At 41.8% G+C, this 17,816-nt stretch carries 8 protein-coding genes, 5 tRNA genes and 3 rRNA genes; 11 read left to right on the forward strand and 5 right to left on the reverse strand.

All coding sequences use genetic code 11. The features are described 5' to 3' along the window. Window positions 1-13: 13 nt before the first annotated feature. On the reverse strand, window positions 14-718 hold the full coding sequence (rsuA, locus tag ACXPAV_RS01200; RefSeq protein ID WP_458003770.1) for a 16S rRNA pseudouridine(516) synthase RsuA: 705 nt from the start codon (window positions 716-718) through the stop codon (window positions 14-16). A 463-nt stretch (window positions 719-1,181) separates the two neighbouring features. Here rsuA and ACXPAV_RS01205 point away from each other — a divergent pair, with 463 nt between their 5' ends. Then, a complete protein-coding gene (locus tag ACXPAV_RS01205; protein ID WP_458003771.1) occupies window positions 1,182-3,452 on the forward strand; it encodes an NADP-dependent malic enzyme in 2,271 nt (756 codons plus the stop codon). A 532-nt stretch (window positions 3,453-3,984) separates the two neighbouring features. Here ACXPAV_RS01205 and ACXPAV_RS01210 read toward each other — a convergent pair. Then, window positions 3,985-4,677 carry a Sir2 family NAD-dependent protein deacetylase gene (locus tag ACXPAV_RS01210; protein ID WP_065230454.1) on the reverse strand — a complete coding sequence of 231 codons (693 nt, stop codon included), beginning with the start codon at window positions 4,675-4,677 and terminating at the stop codon, window positions 3,985-3,987. 1 nt (window position 4,678) lies between these two features. Continuing rightward, window positions 4,679-5,500, reverse strand: coding sequence for a Cof-type HAD-IIB family hydrolase (locus ACXPAV_RS01215; RefSeq protein ID WP_065230455.1), 822 nt, complete (start codon window positions 5,498-5,500; stop codon window positions 4,679-4,681). A gap of 141 nt (window positions 5,501-5,641) precedes the next feature. On the opposite strand from ACXPAV_RS01215, the gene cpdB reads away from it, so the two are divergent. Continuing rightward, on the forward strand, window positions 5,642-7,564 hold the full coding sequence (cpdB, locus tag ACXPAV_RS01220; protein WP_458004374.1) for a 2',3'-cyclic-nucleotide 2'-phosphodiesterase: 1,923 nt from the start codon (window positions 5,642-5,644) through the stop codon (window positions 7,562-7,564). 58 nt (window positions 7,565-7,622) lie between these two features. On the opposite strand, the gene ACXPAV_RS01225 is transcribed toward cpdB, so the two are convergent. Together ACXPAV_RS01225 and hemL are read right to left on the reverse strand one after the other, a co-directional pair. Beyond that, window positions 7,623-9,005: a Do family serine endopeptidase gene (locus ACXPAV_RS01225; RefSeq protein ID WP_458004375.1), complete on the reverse strand. Its 1,383-nt coding sequence runs from the start codon at window positions 9,003-9,005 to the stop codon at window positions 7,623-7,625. A 183-nt stretch (window positions 9,006-9,188) separates the two neighbouring features. Continuing rightward, complete coding sequence (hemL, locus tag ACXPAV_RS01230; protein ID WP_458003772.1) at window positions 9,189-10,475, reverse strand: glutamate-1-semialdehyde 2,1-aminomutase; 1,287 nt, start codon at window positions 10,473-10,475, stop codon at window positions 9,189-9,191. Window positions 10,476-10,634: 159 nt separating this feature from the next. Between hemL and wecA the strand changes: the two genes are divergently transcribed. The 9 genes from wecA (at window position 10,635) to rrf (ending at window position 17,716) form a co-directional block, all read left to right on the forward strand. Continuing rightward, entirely contained in the window at window positions 10,635-11,714 is a 1,080-nt protein-coding gene (gene wecA, locus ACXPAV_RS01235) for a UDP-N-acetylglucosamine--undecaprenyl-phosphate N-acetylglucosaminephosphotransferase (RefSeq protein ID WP_039135719.1), read from the forward strand. 290 nt (window positions 11,715-12,004) lie between these two features. Further along, window positions 12,005-12,081, forward strand: a tRNA-Arg gene (locus ACXPAV_RS01240). Window positions 12,082-12,121: 40 nt separating this feature from the next. Then, a tRNA-His gene (locus ACXPAV_RS01245) sits at window positions 12,122-12,197 on the forward strand. Between the two features lie 11 nt (window positions 12,198-12,208). Further along, window positions 12,209-12,285 (forward strand) — tRNA-Pro (locus ACXPAV_RS01250). 170 nt (window positions 12,286-12,455) lie between these two features. Continuing rightward, window positions 12,456-13,994 (forward strand): 16S ribosomal RNA (locus ACXPAV_RS01255). 74 nt (window positions 13,995-14,068) lie between these two features. Beyond that, window positions 14,069-14,145, forward strand: a tRNA-Ile gene (locus ACXPAV_RS01260). 36 nt (window positions 14,146-14,181) lie between these two features. Continuing rightward, window positions 14,182-14,257: transfer RNA gene (locus ACXPAV_RS01265), tRNA-Ala, on the forward strand. A 199-nt stretch (window positions 14,258-14,456) separates the two neighbouring features. Beyond that, window positions 14,457-17,353 (forward strand): 23S ribosomal RNA (locus tag ACXPAV_RS01270). Between the two features lie 247 nt (window positions 17,354-17,600). After that, window positions 17,601-17,716: ribosomal RNA gene (gene rrf / locus ACXPAV_RS01275) — 5S ribosomal RNA — on the forward strand. Together the 16S, 23S and 5S rRNA genes with 5 tRNA genes alongside form the textbook arrangement of a ribosomal RNA operon. Window positions 17,717-17,816: the final 100 nt, after the last annotated feature.

The raw sequence follows: 17,816 nt of genomic DNA on the forward strand, positions 1-17,816 counted from the left end.
TTTATCTTGTTTTTTATTTTAAGAAAAATTGAACCTCCGCATCAGTCAATGCACGATATTGACCTTCTTCTAATTGCGAATCCAAGATGATTTGACCAATTTTCCAACGATGTAATTTGATTACTTTATTTCCAAGAGCAGCGAACATTCGTTTTACTTGGTGGTATTTACCTTCAATAATAGTTAAATTCAAATTGTAATCATCAATTATTTCAATTTGTGCCGGCTTAGTTGGTTGTTTTTCTCCTCGTAAAAGAATACCTTGCATACATTGTTCAACATAAAAGTTTTCAATAGGGTCTGATAATGTTACCAAATAAGTTTTTTCACAATGATATTTAGGAGATGTAATACGATGAGACCACTGTCCATCATCTGTGAGTAGTACTAATCCTGTGGTATCAACATCTAGACGTCCGGCAGTGTGTAGTCGAGTTGAAAGAGGATAATCAAAAAATTGATAAACAGTAGGGTACTCACCATCATCGTGAGAGCAAATATAACCTTCAGGTTTAAACAATAAAAAGTATTGATTACCAATTGTCCACTCTAGTAAGGTTCCATCAAATTCTACTTGATCTTCTGGTGAAATTTTTAATGCACCGTCTTTAATAACCTGTTGATTTACTTTAACTAAATTTTGGCGTAATGCTTTTGTCGCCTGTGAACGGGATAATCCTGTGTATTCAGAGAGAAATTTATCTAAACGTTGTTTCATTTAATTAACCTTATTGATTGGTATTACCCCTTTAATAGGAATAAAATGAGTTAGAAAAGTTTGTTTTAAATATGACTTTGTGATCTTATTTAGGTTGTAATGGATTTCAAAAGCAAAATCGCTCATTTTATACATACAAAGAAAGCGGTATTTTAACACTGTTTGTTAAAAATGTGGCATAGCTCACAGCATTCTTAAGAAATAGATTTATAATAACAAATGGATTTTTTAGTGAGTGAATTCTATTTTTAGGGTAACCAATAATAATCCAATCTCCGCTGTAATCTCCAAAGGCGGTCAACAATCAACAAAATAGATAAAGGTATAGCGATAGACTTTGATGTTCTATTAAAGCCTGTCATTATGACAGCACAGTGGATTGCCTCTCAACTTCAAATTGCCATTCGCAGTAAGTAAAGTGGTAAATCTCTTGCGAAAAATAACATATTAATAAGGATAGATTATGGACGAAAAACTACGCCAAGCGGCATTAGACTTTCACCAATTTCCAATTCCGGGAAAAATAGAAGTGGCACCAACTAAATCATTAGCGACGCAGCAAGATCTTGCATTAGCTTATTCGCCTGGTGTTGCTGAGCCTTGTTTAGAAATTGAGAAAGATCCGGCAAATGCGTATAAATATACCGCAAGGGGTAATCTAGTTGCAGTGATTTCCAACGGAACTGCAGTATTAGGATTAGGTAATATCGGTGCGTTGGCAGGTAAACCAGTAATGGAGGGCAAAGGAGTACTCTTCAAAAAGTTTGCTGGAATTGATGTGTTTGATATTGAGGTTAATGAAACCGATCCGGATAAATTAATTGACATTATTGCAGCATTAGAACCAACTTTCGGAGGTATTAATCTTGAAGATATTAAAGCACCGGAATGTTTCTATATTGAAAAGAAATTACGCGAAAGAATGAAAATTCCGGTCTTCCACGATGATCAGCACGGTACAGCTATTATTTGTGCAGCTGCTGTGCTTAATGGGCTACGTGTAGTGAATAAAGATATTAAACAGGTAAAAGTAGTGGCTTCCGGTGCTGGAGCATCGGCAATTGCTTGTTTAAATTTAATGGTTGCTTTAGGCATTGAGAGAAAAAATATTACAATTTGCGATTCAAAAGGTGTAGTTTATAAAGGTCGTGGAGACCATATGGATGAAACCAAACAGGCTTATGCAGTTGAAGATAACGGTGCGCGCACATTGGCGGATGCGTTGCCAAATGCGGATATTTTCTTAGGCTGTTCAAAAGCAGGTGTATTGACTCCGGAAATGTTGAAAACTATGGCGCCTAATCCATTGATTTTAGCTTTAGCAAATCCTGTTCCGGAAATTCTTCCACCAGTTGCTAAAGCAGCTCGTGCAGATGCGATTATCTGTACCGGTCGTTCTGATTTTCCTAATCAAGTGAATAATGTTCTCTGTTTTCCATTTATTTTCCGTGGCGCATTAGATGTACACGCCACCACCATCAATGAAGAGATGAAATTGGCGGCGGTTCGAGCAATTGCAGACTTAGCATTGGCGGAACAGAGTGATGTTGTTTCTTCTGCTTATGCAGAAAATGAAGTCTCATTCGGGCCTGAATACTTAATCCCAAAACCATTCGATCCACGTTTGATTGTTAAGATAGCTCCGGCTGTTGCAAAAGCAGCAATGGATAGTGGAGTAGCACAAAAACCGATTACTGATTTTGATGCTTATGTTGATGAGCTTACTCAATTTGTTTACAAAACCAATCTGTTTATGAAACCGGTATTTGCTCAGGCTAAAAACAATAAAAAACGTGTTATTTTAGCTGATGGTGAAGAGCCTAGAGTGTTGCACGCTGTGCAAGAAATAAGTAGTTCAGAAATTGCTTATCCAATCCTAATTGGTAGACCGGCGGTGATTGAGCAAAGAATTAAGCGTTTAGGCTTGAAAATTGTTGCCGGTAGAGACTTTGATATTGTCAATAATGATCAGGATCACCGCTATACACAAGGTTGGCAAACCTATTATGACATTATGAAACGCAAAGGCGTTACACCTGCCTTGGCTCGTCAACGTTTGATTTCTGACCGTACTGCGATTGCAGCAACCTTATTGCAACTTGGTGAAGCAGATGCGATGATTTGTGGGCTAGTTGGCTCTTATCGTGAACATCTTCATACGTTACGTGATGTGCTTGGCGTGGCGGATGGCGTGCATACCCTTGGAGCGGTAAGCAGTTTAGTATTGCCGACAGGTAACGTTTTCATTGCAGATACTTTTGTAAACGAAAATCCTACTGCGGAAGAATTGGCAGAAATCACTATTATGGCGGCGGAAGAAGTGAAATCTTTCGGTATTGAACCACAAGTGGCGTTATTATCTAATTCAAATTACGGCTCATCTAGTAGCCCGAATGCTATTAAAATGCGTAAAGTGCTTGAATTGGTTCAAGAACGCCGCCCGGATATTATTATTGATGGTGAAATGCACGGCGATATTGCTTTATCAGAGCAGCTTCGCAAAGATATTATGCCGGACAGCCCTCTAAAAGGTGCAGCCAACTTGTTAATTATGCCAAGTATGGAATCAGCACGTATTAGTTATAATCTGCTTCGTGCTACTACTACTGCAATCACTGTTGGCCCAATGTTGATGGGATTGAAGAAATCTGCTCATATCCTTACTCCGGTGTCTTCAGTACGCCGTATTATCAATATGGTGGCAGTTGCAGCAGTCCAAGCGCAGAAGAAATAAACGCATCAGTTAAATAACAAAAAGCGGAATTTCTAAAGAGTTCCGCTTTTTGCGAACTTTCCCTAATTAAAGAAATAATTACTATTCAAAGCCGTAGGCAGCACCAACCATTATATCTTTTTTCCTAAGATATATTTCTATTGCTCTTGCAACTGCGATATAACGATGAGAACCTTTATCTACATTATCAAATTTATTATTGGATATTCTGAATATGATTGCTGTTTTCTGCCATACATATGTCAGTAGCGTGTAGTTGAGTTCCATTTATAGTATCAGTGGCGTTTGCATTAACTGATCCTGCTACTAGTTAGATTTGTACTTCTATTTTTAATGAAATGCTGTATTGATTTTGGAATTTTGCATTTGTACAGCAGTAGATTGATTGCAACATAACTATCTATTTTTGAAATAGTACTGATTTTCACCTCACTATCTCAATTATTAAAATGAGCAAGTCCAGCCGGATTTATTATTGGACTCACTCATTCAGTGTTGTAGACAATCAGCGGATTTGTTTACAGAAAATGGATTATAATTTAGTCATTAACAATTCTCTTACAACCTGAACGACACCTTCGGTTGCTTTTTGGGTAATGATATTTACTGGACGTTGGAGAAAGCCGATGTTTGGATTTGGGTCGATAAGATAGATCTTTGCACTTCGTTTCGCTTCGTGTACTAACCCATTGGCAGGGTAAACTTGTAATGAAGTGCCGATCACCAACAGAATATCTGCATTGGCAACAATATCTATCGCCGGTTCTAACATTGGTACACTTTCGCCAAAAAAGACAATGAATGGGCGCATTAAGTGTCCATTAGGATCTTTGTCGGTAATCAATTGATCTTTATAACACGGAACAATATAGTCTGGATCAAAACTACTTTGTGCTTTATTTAACTCACCGTGTAAATGAAGCACATTTTTGCTGCCAGCACGTTCGTGCAGATCGTCAACGTTTTGCGTAATAATTCTGACATCATATTTCTGTTCTAATTCCACCAGGGCGAGATGTGCGGCATTGGGCTGTGCTGCCGCAGCATTGCGACGGCGTTCGTTGTAAAAGTCGAGTACTTTTTGTGGGTTTCGTTCCAGCGCTTCAGGAGTACAAACTTCTTCCACTCTGTGACCTGCCCATAAACCGTCTTCAGCTCGGAAAGTAGGTAATCCACTTTCAGCACTGATACCAGCTCCGCTTAATACGGCACAAATTGGTTTCATTTTATTCACCTTTTTGATTTAAAATGAACTTTTCAATAACTTCAGCAACGCCGGAATTAAGGTTGTCGGCAGTAATATAATCAGCAATTGCCTTTATCTCATCGGTTGCGTTACCCATTGCCACCCCTAAACCTGCATATTCGATCATATGAAAATCATTGCCGGCATCACCGATACAAATAATTTCATCGGCAGTAAATCCAAGATGTTGCGCTAATTTTTCAATGCCACTTCCTTTATTGGCAGCTAAAGGTAGGAACTCTAAGAAAAATGGCGTACTGCGAACAATGGTATATTGTTCGGCAATATTTTCAGGAAGTTTGGCTAATGCAGCGTCTAACTTTTCCGGTGTATCTACCCACATCGTTTTAATGACCGGTTCTTCATCAGGAATTTTTGAAAAATCAATAATATGTAAGGGGATATGATTAATTTCCGCATCATGTCGGCTGTATTGATTTTCTTGAGGTGCGATAAGACCACGTGATTCAGAAAAGGTGTGACAGAAAACACCAAATTTTTGTGCATAATTGGTTAGCATTTTGCAATCTTTTCCGCTCATTTCCTGACGGGTAATAATTTTGCCATCGCTACGTTGCACTAAAGCTCCATTGAAACAGAGAACATAATCTTCTTCATCTAATAAGCCAAGTTGTTGCAGATAAGGTTGTAAGCCTTCTAAAGGACGACCGGAAGCCAATACAATTTTTACGCCCGCTTTTTTTGCGGATTGAATAGCTTGTTGGTTACGCTCACTGATTTTCTTTTGTTTATCGAGCAGTGTGCCATCCATATCTGTTGCCAGTAATTTATATTTTGTCATACAGTTTCCTTGTGGTAAGTCATTTTAATTATTGAAGTTTGTTTATTCTGCGTTGCCTTTGGCATAAAATCAACACGCTTTTTAATTTGTTTTTTAGAGAGGAAAAGGATGAAATTTTCATTGAAACCCGTTTTTTGGGCAATGTTTGGCAGCGCATTGATGAGTGCTTATGCAACAGCTGCGGAATTAAATTTACGTGTGATTGAAACCACAGATTTGCACGCCAATATGATGGACTATGATTATTATAAAGATGCGCCTTCCAGTGCATTGGGATTGGTTAGAGCTGCCGATTTAGTAATGAAAGCTCGCCAACAGGTGAAGAACAGTGTATTGGTGGATAATGGCGATCTTATTCAAGGTAGTCCGATGGGGGATTATGCTGCGGCAAAAGGCTTAAAAAAAGGTGATATTCATCCAGTTTTTAAGGCAATGAATTTATTGAAATATGATGTCGGTAACATTGGAAACCACGAGTTTAACTATGGTTTGGATTTTTTGAAAAAAGCATTATCAGGTGCTAAATATCCTTATGTTAATGCAAATGTATTTGATGCGAAAACTGGCAAACCATATTTTAAGCAGTATGTGATTAAGGATTATCAATTCACTGATTCGGACGGTAAGCAACAAAAAATTAAAATCGGTTATATTGGATTTGTACCGCCGCAAATTATGACTTGGGATAAAAAGAATCTTGAAGGTAAAGTTATTGTCAAGGATATTACCGAAACGGCTAAAGTTCTTGTGCCAGAAATGAAAGAGAAAGGGGCAGATGTTATTGTTGCAGTAGCACATTCTGGTGTTTCTAGTGAACCTTATCAAGCGTTAGCAGAAAACTCTGTTTATTATTTATCTCAAGTGAAAGGTATTGATGCGATTGCTTTTGGTCATTCTCACGCAGTCTTCCCAAGTAAAGAATTTGCTGGTATTCCGGGTGCGGATATTGTTACCGGAACTATCAATGGCATTCCGGCAGTAATGCCGGGGCGTTGGGGCAGCCATGTTGGTGTGATTGATTTAACGTTAAGTAACAATAGTGGTAAATGGGTTGTGCAACAAGCAAAAGCGGAAGCAAGACCGATTTATGATGGAAAAAATAAGAAAGCGTTGGCTGAAGAGTATCAACCGATTGTAAAAGCATTGGCGAAGGATCATAAAAATACGCGTGATTATGTGAACCAACCGATTGGTAAAGCGGATGGTAAAATGTACAGTTATCTCGCGTTAGTACAGGATGATCCGACAATTCAGATTGTTAATCAGGCGCAACAGGACTATGTCAAACGTTTTGTGCAAGGTGATCCTGATTTAGCGAAATTACCGGTTTTATCTGCTGCAGCACCGTTTAAAGTGGGTGGGCGTAAAAACGATCCGACAAACTTTACTGAAGTGGAAGCAGGACAGTTAAGTTTCCGTAATGCGGTGGATCTTTATTTGTATCCGAATACTTTGGTAGCCGTAAAAGTGAATGGTGAGCAGGTGCGTGAATGGTTGGAATGTTCTGCGGGGCAGTTTAATCAGATCGATCCGAATAAAGCAGAAAAACAGCCATTATTAAATTGGGATGGTTTCCGTACATATAATTTTGATGTAATTGATGGTGTTAATTATCAAATTGATGTAACCCAACCGGCTCGTTATGATGGCGATTGTAAATTGATTAATCCACAAGCACATCGTATTACTGATCTTACTTTTAACGGCAAACCGATTGATCCGCAACAGCAATTCTTGTTAGCGACCAATAATTATCGTGCATTTGGTAATAAATTCCCTGGTACTGACGGCAGCCAAACAGCGTTCGCATCTCCTGATGAAAACCGTTCAATTTTGGCGGATTATATTCGTCGTGTCAGCAAAGAACAGGGAGAAGTTAAATCAACAGCAGACAATAATTGGCGATTAAAATCTATTCCAAATAATAAAGCGGAAATTGTATTTGAAACATCTCCATCAGAAAAAGCAGCGGAGTTTATTCAAAAACAAGTGCAATATCCGATGAAAAATGTTGGTCAGGATGAAAATGGTTTTGCAATCTATCAGATTGATTTAAAACCATAATATTGGAACTCTTTAATAAAAAAGCTCACCGTAACGGTGAGCTTGGATTAAGGAGAATTTAGCGAATAAAGAGGTAGAAATTATTGTTGCCACGAATAATATTGAGTGCAATAGCAGCCGGTTTGCCGTCTAAAATTTTGCGTAATTCTCCAATATTATTAATTTGATGACGGTTTATACCAATAATAATATCTCCTTTCTTCAATCCTAATTGATCCGCTTTTGAATTAGGTTTCACTTCAGCAATTACCACACCTTTTTGATCTTTCTCGTGGTAATTCTTTAAGTCAGCACCATCTAAATTAGAAATGACGCTGTTACCACTGGCTAAAGATTCATTATCCGCTTGCAATTTCACTTTGACAGTATTGGATTTACCGTCACGTAGATAGGTGATTTCCATCTCTTTGCCAGCGCCGGTCGTTGCAATTTTAGCACGTAATTCAGAGAAACTATTGATATTTTGTCCATTTAATCCAGTGATAATATCACCTGCTTTTAATCCAGCTTTTGCAGCAGCAGAATCCGGAAGCACTTCACTAATAAAAGCACCTTTTTGTGCTTTAACATCGAATGCTTTGGCAAGATCTGCATTCAATTCACCACCTTTAATGCCTAAAACACCGCGTTTGACTTGACCGAATTCGATAATCTGTTGAGCCAAACTGTTTGCCATATTGCTTGGAATTGCAAATGCAATACCAACATTACCACCACTTGGGGCGATAATAGCAGTATTAATACCGACCAATTCACCTTTTAAGTTAAGTAACGGTCCGCCGGAATTACCACGATTGACCGCAGCATCGGTTTGGATGTAATTCTGATAGCTGTTGGTATCATCATCGGCTGCACGCCCTAAAGCAGAAATAATGCCTGAAGTGACGGTTTGACCTAAGCCGAAAGGATTACCAACGGCAATTACAAAGTCGCCGACTTTTGCTTTATCTGAATCAGCCATTTTTATTTGGGTGAGATCTTTGGCATTTTCTAATTGAATTAAAGCTACATCTGACATAGAGTCATTACCAAGTAATTTTGCTTTATATTCTCTACCGTCGCTGAGCGTAACAGTAATTTTATCAGCATCATCAACAACGTGATTGTTAGTCAAAACATAGCCTTTATCGGCATTAATAATCACACCTGATCCAAGCCCTTTAAATTGACGAGGTGAGCGATTCTTGAATTGATCTCCAAAGAAAAATTGAAATTCTGGTGGCAATTCAGGTAAGAGATTATTACTTGGGCCGTTTCCAGCTGTTCCTTCCACCGAAATAGTAACAACAGCCGGAAGAACCTGCTCCAATACCGGAGCTAAACTTGGTGTTGAGGTATTTTCTAACACAGAAGTTGGAATATTAGCCTGTGTTGGCAATGAAGCACAGAAGATGCTTAATCCTAATGCAATACTGGTTAAAACGAATTTTTTCTTATTAATTTTCATTTAAAAATATCTCCTTAAAAAATAACTTTATACGAATTGTTATTCGCGCCATTAAGACAATCATTAAAAGGAAATGTTCCCCAAAAGCCCAAAAATTAATCAAAAATAGATAAAATAACTGTTTAGAGGTAAAGAAACGGTATAATGGTTAACCATTATACCGTTAAGAAAAGAATGTTAATCTTTTAAGATTGAGAACGCCTTATCTGTAGCAGCTAGTGTTGTTTGAATATCTTGTGTGCTATGAGCAAGTGACATAAATCCGGCTTCAAAGGCAGAAGGAGCCAAATAAATTCCCTGTTCTAACATTAAGTGAAAGAATTTTTTGAATCGTTCTACATCACATTTCATTACTTCTTGATAACATTCTACTTTGTCTTGATCAGTAAAAAATAGCCCAAACATTCCACCAACATAATTGACCACGAAAGGAATTTGATGTTTTTGAGCAAGGGATTTTAACCCCTCTGCTAATGTTTTTGTTTTCTCGGCAAGTAATGCCTCATTGCCTGCTTTTGCTAATTCAGTTAAACAGGCAATACCGGCTGCCATCGCGATTGGATTTCCAGACAATGTGCCAGCTTGATAAACAGGACCGGTTGGAGCGATATATTGCATAATTTCTTTTTTACCGCCGAAAGCACCGACCGGCATTCCGCCACCGATAATCTTACCGAGCGTGGTTAAATCCGGTTTTACATCGTAGTAAGATTGTGCGCCGGCAAGCGAAACTCGGAATCCAGTCATTACTTCATCAATAATTAATAATGCGCCGTATTGATCACAAAGTTGGCGTAATCCTTGCAAAAAACCTGGTTTCGGAGGAACACAATTCATATTTCCAGCTACTGGCTCAACAATAATACAGGCGATTTCATTTGGATATTGTTTAAACATTTCCTCGACGGAGCTAAGATCATTATATGTGCAAGTTAAAGTATGTTTTGCAAAATCAGAGGGTACACCTGGCGAGCTTGGTTGACCTAGGGTTAACGCACCAGAACCAGCTTTAACTAATAAAGAATCTGCGTGTCCGTGATAGCATCCTTCAAATTTGATAATTTTATCCCGTTTAGTGTAGCCTCTGGCTAGGCGAATAGCGGACATTGTTGCTTCAGTACCAGAGTTTACCATACGAACCATTTCGAGTGAGGGTACTAAGCGGCACACTAATTCAGCCAATTCAATTTCTAATTCGGTTGGCGCACCGAAACTTAAACCGTTTTTAGCTGTTTCAATGACTGCATTAAGGATTGAAGGATGATTATGCCCCAAAACCATTGGTCCCCAAGAACCAACATAATCAATATACTGTTTACCTTCACTATCATAAAGATAAGCGCCTTGAGCGCGTTGGATAAAGACAGGTGTACCTGATACACCATTGAATGCACGAACAGGCGAATTGACTCCACCAGGAATAAATTGTTGTGCTTTTTCAAATAAAGTTACTGAAGATGTCATTGTTTTTCTCATTGTAGTTAAATGTGAGCAATATTGTACTTGAAATCAAAAGATAATGAAAAAAACAAATGTATTAAAAAGTGACTTTATGCTATTCTCATCAACCATTTTCAACCATCATTCAGCATTACAACTCGTATGTTAAGGGGTCTTTAAAATATGTGGCTGAGTTTTGTGTTAACGTTCTTAAGCTCATTTCTAGCATTAATTATTATGCGTCCATTAGCAGTGAAAATTGGGTTAGTGGATAAACCGAATTATCGAAAACGTCATCAAGGATTAATTCCTCTTATCGGAGGAATAGCCTTATTCATCAGTAACACTTGCTACTATCTCCTCGAATGGAACGAAATGCGTTTGCCTTATCTCTATTTGAGTTGTGTCACTGTATTATTAATTGTTGGCGTACTTGATGATCGTTTTGATTTAAGTCCTTTTTTGCGCGCCATTGTTCAGGCAATCTTGGCGTTGTCGATGATCTATATCGGAGATCTGTCGTTAAATAACCTTGGAGAAATTATCGGCCCGTTTCAGATCACGTTAGGAACTGCTGGGGTTGTAATTACCGTGTTTGCAACTATTGCCATTGTGAATGCCTTTAATATGATTGATGGCATAGATGGTCTGCTTGGTGGCTTATCCAGTGTTTCATTTGCAGCAATTGGTATTTTATTGGTATTGGATGGACAGATGGATTTGGCAGCGTGGTGTTTTGCACTTATTTTATGCTTAATCCCTTATATTTTATTTAATATGTCAGTGTTTGGTATCAAAAATAAAGTGTTTATGGGAGACTCGGGAAGTACTCTAATTGGTTTTACTATGATTTGGATTTTGTTATTGAGTACACAAGGACATGGGCATCCAATTAAACCAATTACTGCACTTTGGCTGATTGCAATTCCTCTGATTGATATGATCTGTGTGGTCATCAGAAGATTAAAGAAAAAGAAAAGCCCTTTCCGTCCTGATCGTTTGCATGTACACCATTTAATGGTAAGAGCGGGTTTAACTTCTCGACAAGCATTTGCCGTTATTACATTGATGGCGGCAGTGTGTGCAGGATTTGGTATTTTAGGGGAAATTTACTATATTAATGAATGGCTAATGTTTTTCGGATTTATTGTATTAATATTTTTATACGGCTATTCAATTACTCGAGCTTGGCGAGTTACACGTTTTATCAGAAGAATACAGCGTAGATGGAGAAAAGCGAAAGGTTTAGTAAGTAAAAAATAGAAGAGCTAAGGTGATGTGAGTATGAAAAACAGAAAACATCACCTTTTTCTTATCTAATATTTCCCTTATTCATCTAGAAAAATAGAAAACTTTCTTTTCTGCTTGTGCCGTTATGTTCGATTTAGTTCATTAAAATGATAAAAATAAGAATGTTCTGAGCATTTATTATTAAGGAAATGACTAAAAAATATCAATAAAGAGTAAAATATCATCAAACAAAAAAAAATTAAAAAAAAAGCTAGACAGTCTATCTGAAAGTCATTAATATACGCCCCGCAACGACGCGATGAGCGCTCGTAGCTCAGTTGGATAGAGCGTTGGCCTCCGGAGCCAAAGGTCTCAGGTTCGAATCCTGTCGAGCGCGCCAGCTCGGTTGGATTAGGTAAACGCAATATCTAAAATCTATGGTGGCTATAGCTCAGTTGGTAGAGCCCCGGATTGTGATTCCGGTTGTCGTGAGTTCGAGTCTCATTAGCCACCCCATTAATATAAATCGGCGAGTAGCGCAGTTTGGTAGCGCAACTGGTTTGGGACCAGTGGGTCGTAGGTTCAAATCCTATCTCGCCGACCATTTTTTGTTCTTTAAAAAACTATCAGACAATCTGTGTGGGCATTCGTAGATAACAAAAAGAGAACCTGAAAAAGATTCAGGGCGAGGCAAAAGCTAAGTCCAAAAGAAATTATCTTGAATGCTGAAGAATCAATTCAAAACGATGAAGTCAGTGATTTGAGAGCAAGATTAAATTGAAGAGTTTGATCATGGCTCAGATTGAACGCTGGCGGCAGGCTTAACACATGCAAGTCGAACGGTAACATTAAAATAGCTTGCTATTTTAGATGACGAGTGGCGGACGGGTGAGTAAGGCTTGGGGATCTGGCTTATGGAGGGGGATAACCATTGGAAACGATGGCTAATACCGCATAGTATCGAGAGATGAAAGGGGTGGTTACGGTCACCTGCCAAAGGATGAACCCAAGTGAGATTAGGTAGTTGGTGGGGTAAAGGCCCACCAAGCCTGCGATCTCTAGCTGGTCTGAGAGGATGGCCAGCCACACTGGGACTGAGACACGGCCCAGACTCCTACGGGAGGCAGCAGTGGGGAATATTGCGCAATGGGGGGAACCCTGACGCAGCCATGCCGCGTGAATGAAGAAGGCCTTCGGGTTGTAAAGTTCTTTCGGTGGTGAGGAAGGTTAATATGTTAATAGCATATTGATTTGACGTTAGCCACAGAAGAAGCACCGGCTAACTCCGTGCCAGCAGCCGCGGTAATACGGAGGGTGCGAGCGTTAATCGGAATAACTGGGCGTAAAGGGCACGCAGGCGGGACGTTAAGTGAGATGTGAAAGCCCCGGGCTTAACCTGGGAACAGCATTTCATACTGTCGTTCTAGAGTACTCTAGGGAGGGGTAGAATTCCACGTGTAGCGGTGAAATGCGTAGAGATGTGGAGGAATACCGAAGGCGAAGGCAGCCCCTTGGGGAGATACTGACGCTCATGTGCGAAAGCGTGGGGAGCAAACAGGATTAGATACCCTGGTAGTCCACGCTGTAAACGATGTCGATTTGGGGGTTGGGTGTAAACTTGGCTCTCGAAGCAAACGTGATAAATCGACCGCCTGGGGAGTACGGCCGCAAGGTTAAAACTCAAATGAATTGACGGGGGCCCGCACAAGCGGTGGAGCATGTGGTTTAATTCGATGCAACGCGAAGAACCTTACCTACTCTTGACATCCTAAGGAGGCTTTAGAGATAGAGCTGTGCTTTCGAGAACTTAGAGACAGGTGCTGCATGGCTGTCGTCAGCTCGTGTTGTGAAATGTTGGGTTAAGTCCCGCAACGAGCGCAACCCTTATTCTTTGTTACCAACGGGTAGAGCCGGGGACTCAAAGGAGACTGCCAGTGACAAGCTGGAGGAAGGTGGGGATGACGTCAAGTCATCATGGCCCTTACGAGTAGGGCTACACACGTGCTACAATGGTGCATACAGAGGGAGGCGAAGTAGCGATATGGAGCGAAACTCAGAAAGTGCATCGTAGTCCGGATTGGAGTCTGCAACTCGACTCCATGAAGTCGGAATCGCTAGTAATCGCAAATCAGAATGTTGCGGTGAATACGTTCCCGGGCCTTGTACACACCGCCCGTCACACCATGGGAGTGGGTTGTACCAGAAGTAGATAGCTTAACCTATTGGAGGGCGTTTACCACGGTATGATTCATGACTGGGGTGAAGTCGTAACAAGGTAACCGTAGGGGAACCTGCGGTTGGATCACCTCCTTAAAAGAAAGGGTTTGAAGTGTTAGCTATGCGTGTTCACACAGATTGTTTGATAGGGAAGAAGACACACCTACGATGGGTCTGTAGCTCAGGTGGTTAGAGCGCACCCCTGATAAGGGTGAGGTCGGTGGTTCAAGTCCACTCAGACCCACCATGAGCGAAGGTTTATGGGCGTAGGGAAGTACGACGAGGGGATATAGCTCAGCTGGGAGAGCGCCTGCTTTGCACGCAGGAGGTCAGCGGTTCGATCCCGCTTATCTCCACCAAGTCGGAAAAGTCGAAAGGACGTAATTCGTCATTATTTTCAAAAGCCACGATTAAGGGTAAATAAGAGAATAATAACGAATGACGTAAGTCAAATTGTTCTTTAAAAACGAGACACAAGCTGAAAACTGAGAGAACTCAAAAGAGCGAACTAAAGCTGAGAGGTAGCGTAAGAAAGCGCAAAAATCCTTGAGGTTGTATAGTTAAGTGACTAAGCGTACACGGTGGATGCCTAGGCAATCAGAGGCGAAGAAGGACGTGCTAATCTGCGAAAAGCGTGGGGGAGTTGATAAGAAACGTTAATCCCACGATGTCCGAATGGGGAAACCCGATAGGTGAAGAGCCTATCATTGTTTACTGAATAAAATAGGTAAACAAGGCGAACCGGGAGAACTGAAACATCTAAGTACCCCGAGGAAAAGAAATCAACCGAGATTCTGCGAGTAGCGGCGAGCGAAAGCGGAGGAGCCAGTGAGTGATAGCAACTGTTTTAGGAGAATTGTCTGGGAAGGCAAGCAAAAGAGGGTGATAGCCCCGTATCCGAAAAAAGAGATGTGGTACTAAGCTGACGAGAAGTAGGGCGGGACACGAGGAATCCTGTCTGAAGAAGGGGGGACCATCCTCCAAGGCTAAATACTCCTGATTGACCGATAGTGAACCAGTACCGTGAGGGAAAGGCGAAAAGAACCCCGGGAGGGGAGTGAAAAAGAACCTGAAACCGTGTACGTACAAGCAGTGGGAGCCTGAAAGGGTGACTGCGTACCTTTTGTATAATGGGTCAGCGACTTATATTTTGTAGCGAGGTTAACCGGATAGGGGAGCCGAAGGGAAACCGAGTCTTAACTGGGCGGTTAGTTGCAAGATATAGACCCGAAACCCGGTGATCTAGCCATGGGCAGGAAGAAGGTTGGGTAACACTAACTGGAGGACCGAACCGACTACTGTTGAAAAAGTAGCGGATGACCTGTGGCTGGGGGTGAAAGGCCAATCAAACCGGGAGATAGCTGGTTCTCCCCGAAATCTATTTAGGTAGAGCCTTATATGAATACCTTCGGGGGTAGAGCACTGTTTCGGCTAGGGGTCCATCCCGGATTACCAACCCGATGCAAACTGCGAATACCGAAGAGTAATGTATAGGAGACACACGGCGGGTGCTAACGTTCGTCGTGGAGAGGGAAACAACCCAGACCGCCAGCTAAGGTCCCAAAGTCTATATTAAGTGGGAAACGAAGTGGAAAGGCTTAGACAGCTAGGATGTTGGCTTAGAAGCAGCCACCATTTAAAGAAAGCGTAATAGCTCACTAGTCGAGTCGGTCTGCGCGGAAGATGTAACGGGGCTAAAATATAGCACCGAAGCTGCGGCATCAAGAGAAATCTTGTTGGGTAGGGGAGCGTTGTGTAAGCTGAAGAAGGTGGTTCGAGAGGGCTGCTGGAGGTATCACAAGTGCGAATGCTGACATAAGTAACGATAAAGCGGGTGAAAGACCCGCTCGCCGGAAGACCAAGGTTTCCTGTCCAACGTTAATCGGGGCAGGGTGAGTCGGCCCCTAAGGCGAGGCTGAGAAGCGTAGTCGATGGGAAATGGGTTAATATTCCCATACTTGGATAAACTGCGATGTGGGGACGGAGCAGGTTAGGTTAGCGTACGGATGGAAGAGTACGTTTAAGTTAGTAGGTGGGTGAGTTAGGCAAATCCGGCTCACCATTAACACTGAGAGATGATGACGAGGCACCAAGGTGCTGAAGTAACTGATACCCAACTTCCAGGAAAAGCCACTAAGCGAAAGGTTTATCTAAACCGTACTGGAAACCGACACAGGTGGTCAGGTAGAGAATACTAAGGCGCTTGAGAGAACTCGGGTGAAGGAACTAGGCAAAATAGCACCGTAACTTCGGGAGAAGGTGCGCTGGCGTAGTGTGAAGTCCGAAGCGGATGGAGCATGAACCAGTCGAAGCGACGAGCTGGCTGCAACTGTTTAATAAAAACACAGCACTCTGCAAACACGAAAGTGGACGTATAGGGTGTGATGCCTGCCCGGTGCTGGAAGGTTAATTGATGGTGTCATCGAAAGAGAAGCACCTGATCGAAGCCCCAGTAAACGGCGGCCGTAACTATAACGGTCCTAAGGTAGCGAAATTCCTTGTCGGGTAAGTTCCGACCTGCACGAATGGCATAATGATGGCCAGGCTGTCTCCACCCGAGACTCAGTGAAATTGAAATCGCCGTGAAGATGCGGTGTACCCGCGGCTAGACGGAAAGACCCCGTGAACCTTTACTATAGCTTGACACTGAACCTTGAATTTTAATGTGTAGGATAGGTGGGAGACTGCGAAGCGGTAACGCCAGTTATCGTGGAGTCGTTGTTGAAATACCACCCTTTAACGTTTGATGTTCTAACGAAGCGCTCGGGACGAGTGTTCGGACAGTGTCTGGTGGGTAGTTTGACTGGGGCGGTCTCCTCCCAAAGCGTAACGGAGGAGCACGAAGGTTGGCTAATGACGGTCGGACATCGTCAGGTTAGTGCAATGGTAGAAGCCAGCTTAACTGCGAGACGGACAAGTCGAGCAGGTACGAAAGTAGGTCATAGTGATCCGGTGGTTCTGAATGGAAGGGCCATCGCTCAACGGATAAAAGGTACTCCGGGGATAACAGGCTGATACCGCCCAAGAGTTCATATCGACGGCGGTGTTTGGCACCTCGATGTCGGCTCATCACATCCTGGGGCTGAAGTAGGTCCCAAGGGTATGGCTGTTCGCCATTTAAAGTGGTACGCGAGCTGGGTTTAGAACGTCGTGAGACAGTTCGGTCCCTATCTGCCGTGGGCGTTGGAGAATTGAGGGGGGTTGCTCCTAGTACGAGAGGACCGGAGTGAACGCATCACTGGTGTTCCAGTTGTTTCGCCAGAGGCATTGCTGGGTAGCTAAATGCGGAAGAGATAAGTGCTGAAAGCATCTAAGCACGAAACTTGCCCCGAGATGAGTTCTCCCTGACAAAAGTCAGTAAGGGTTGTTTAAGACTAAGACGTAGATAGGCTGGGTGTGTAAGCGGTGTGAGCCGTTGAGCTAACCAGTACTAATTGCCCGAGGGGCTTAACTATACAACGCTGAAGGGTTTTTGCGGAGAGCGGAGGCTGAGGAGAAGCGGAAGCGAGGAAAGGCAAGAGCGCGGAGCGAGGGAAGAGAGCGAAGAGAGAAGGAAGTAGACAGCTTGTGTTAAGTTAAAAGGAAGCCGGAAAGGTTAAAGAAAGAACAAGAAGAAAGAGAAGATAGAGAATAAGCAGATACACTGTGGAAAGCAAGAGCAAGAGCAGAAAGTAGGAAAAAGCAGTGTATAGACAGGATAATCCTGGCGGCGAGAATGCAATAGCACCACCTGACCCCATGCCGAACTCAGAAGTGAAATGTTGTCATGCCGATGGTAGTGTGGGGATTCCCCATGTGAGAGTAGGTCACTGCCAGGTTATAAATTAAAGGAAGGAACGCTAACCGAGAGGTTAGCGTTTTTTTTATGTTGTTTTACATTAAAGTGCTTGCTTTGAGAAAGGTGAGACAAACGGAGGA

It is taken from the genome of Gallibacterium sp. ZY190522, from assembly GCF_054166015.1.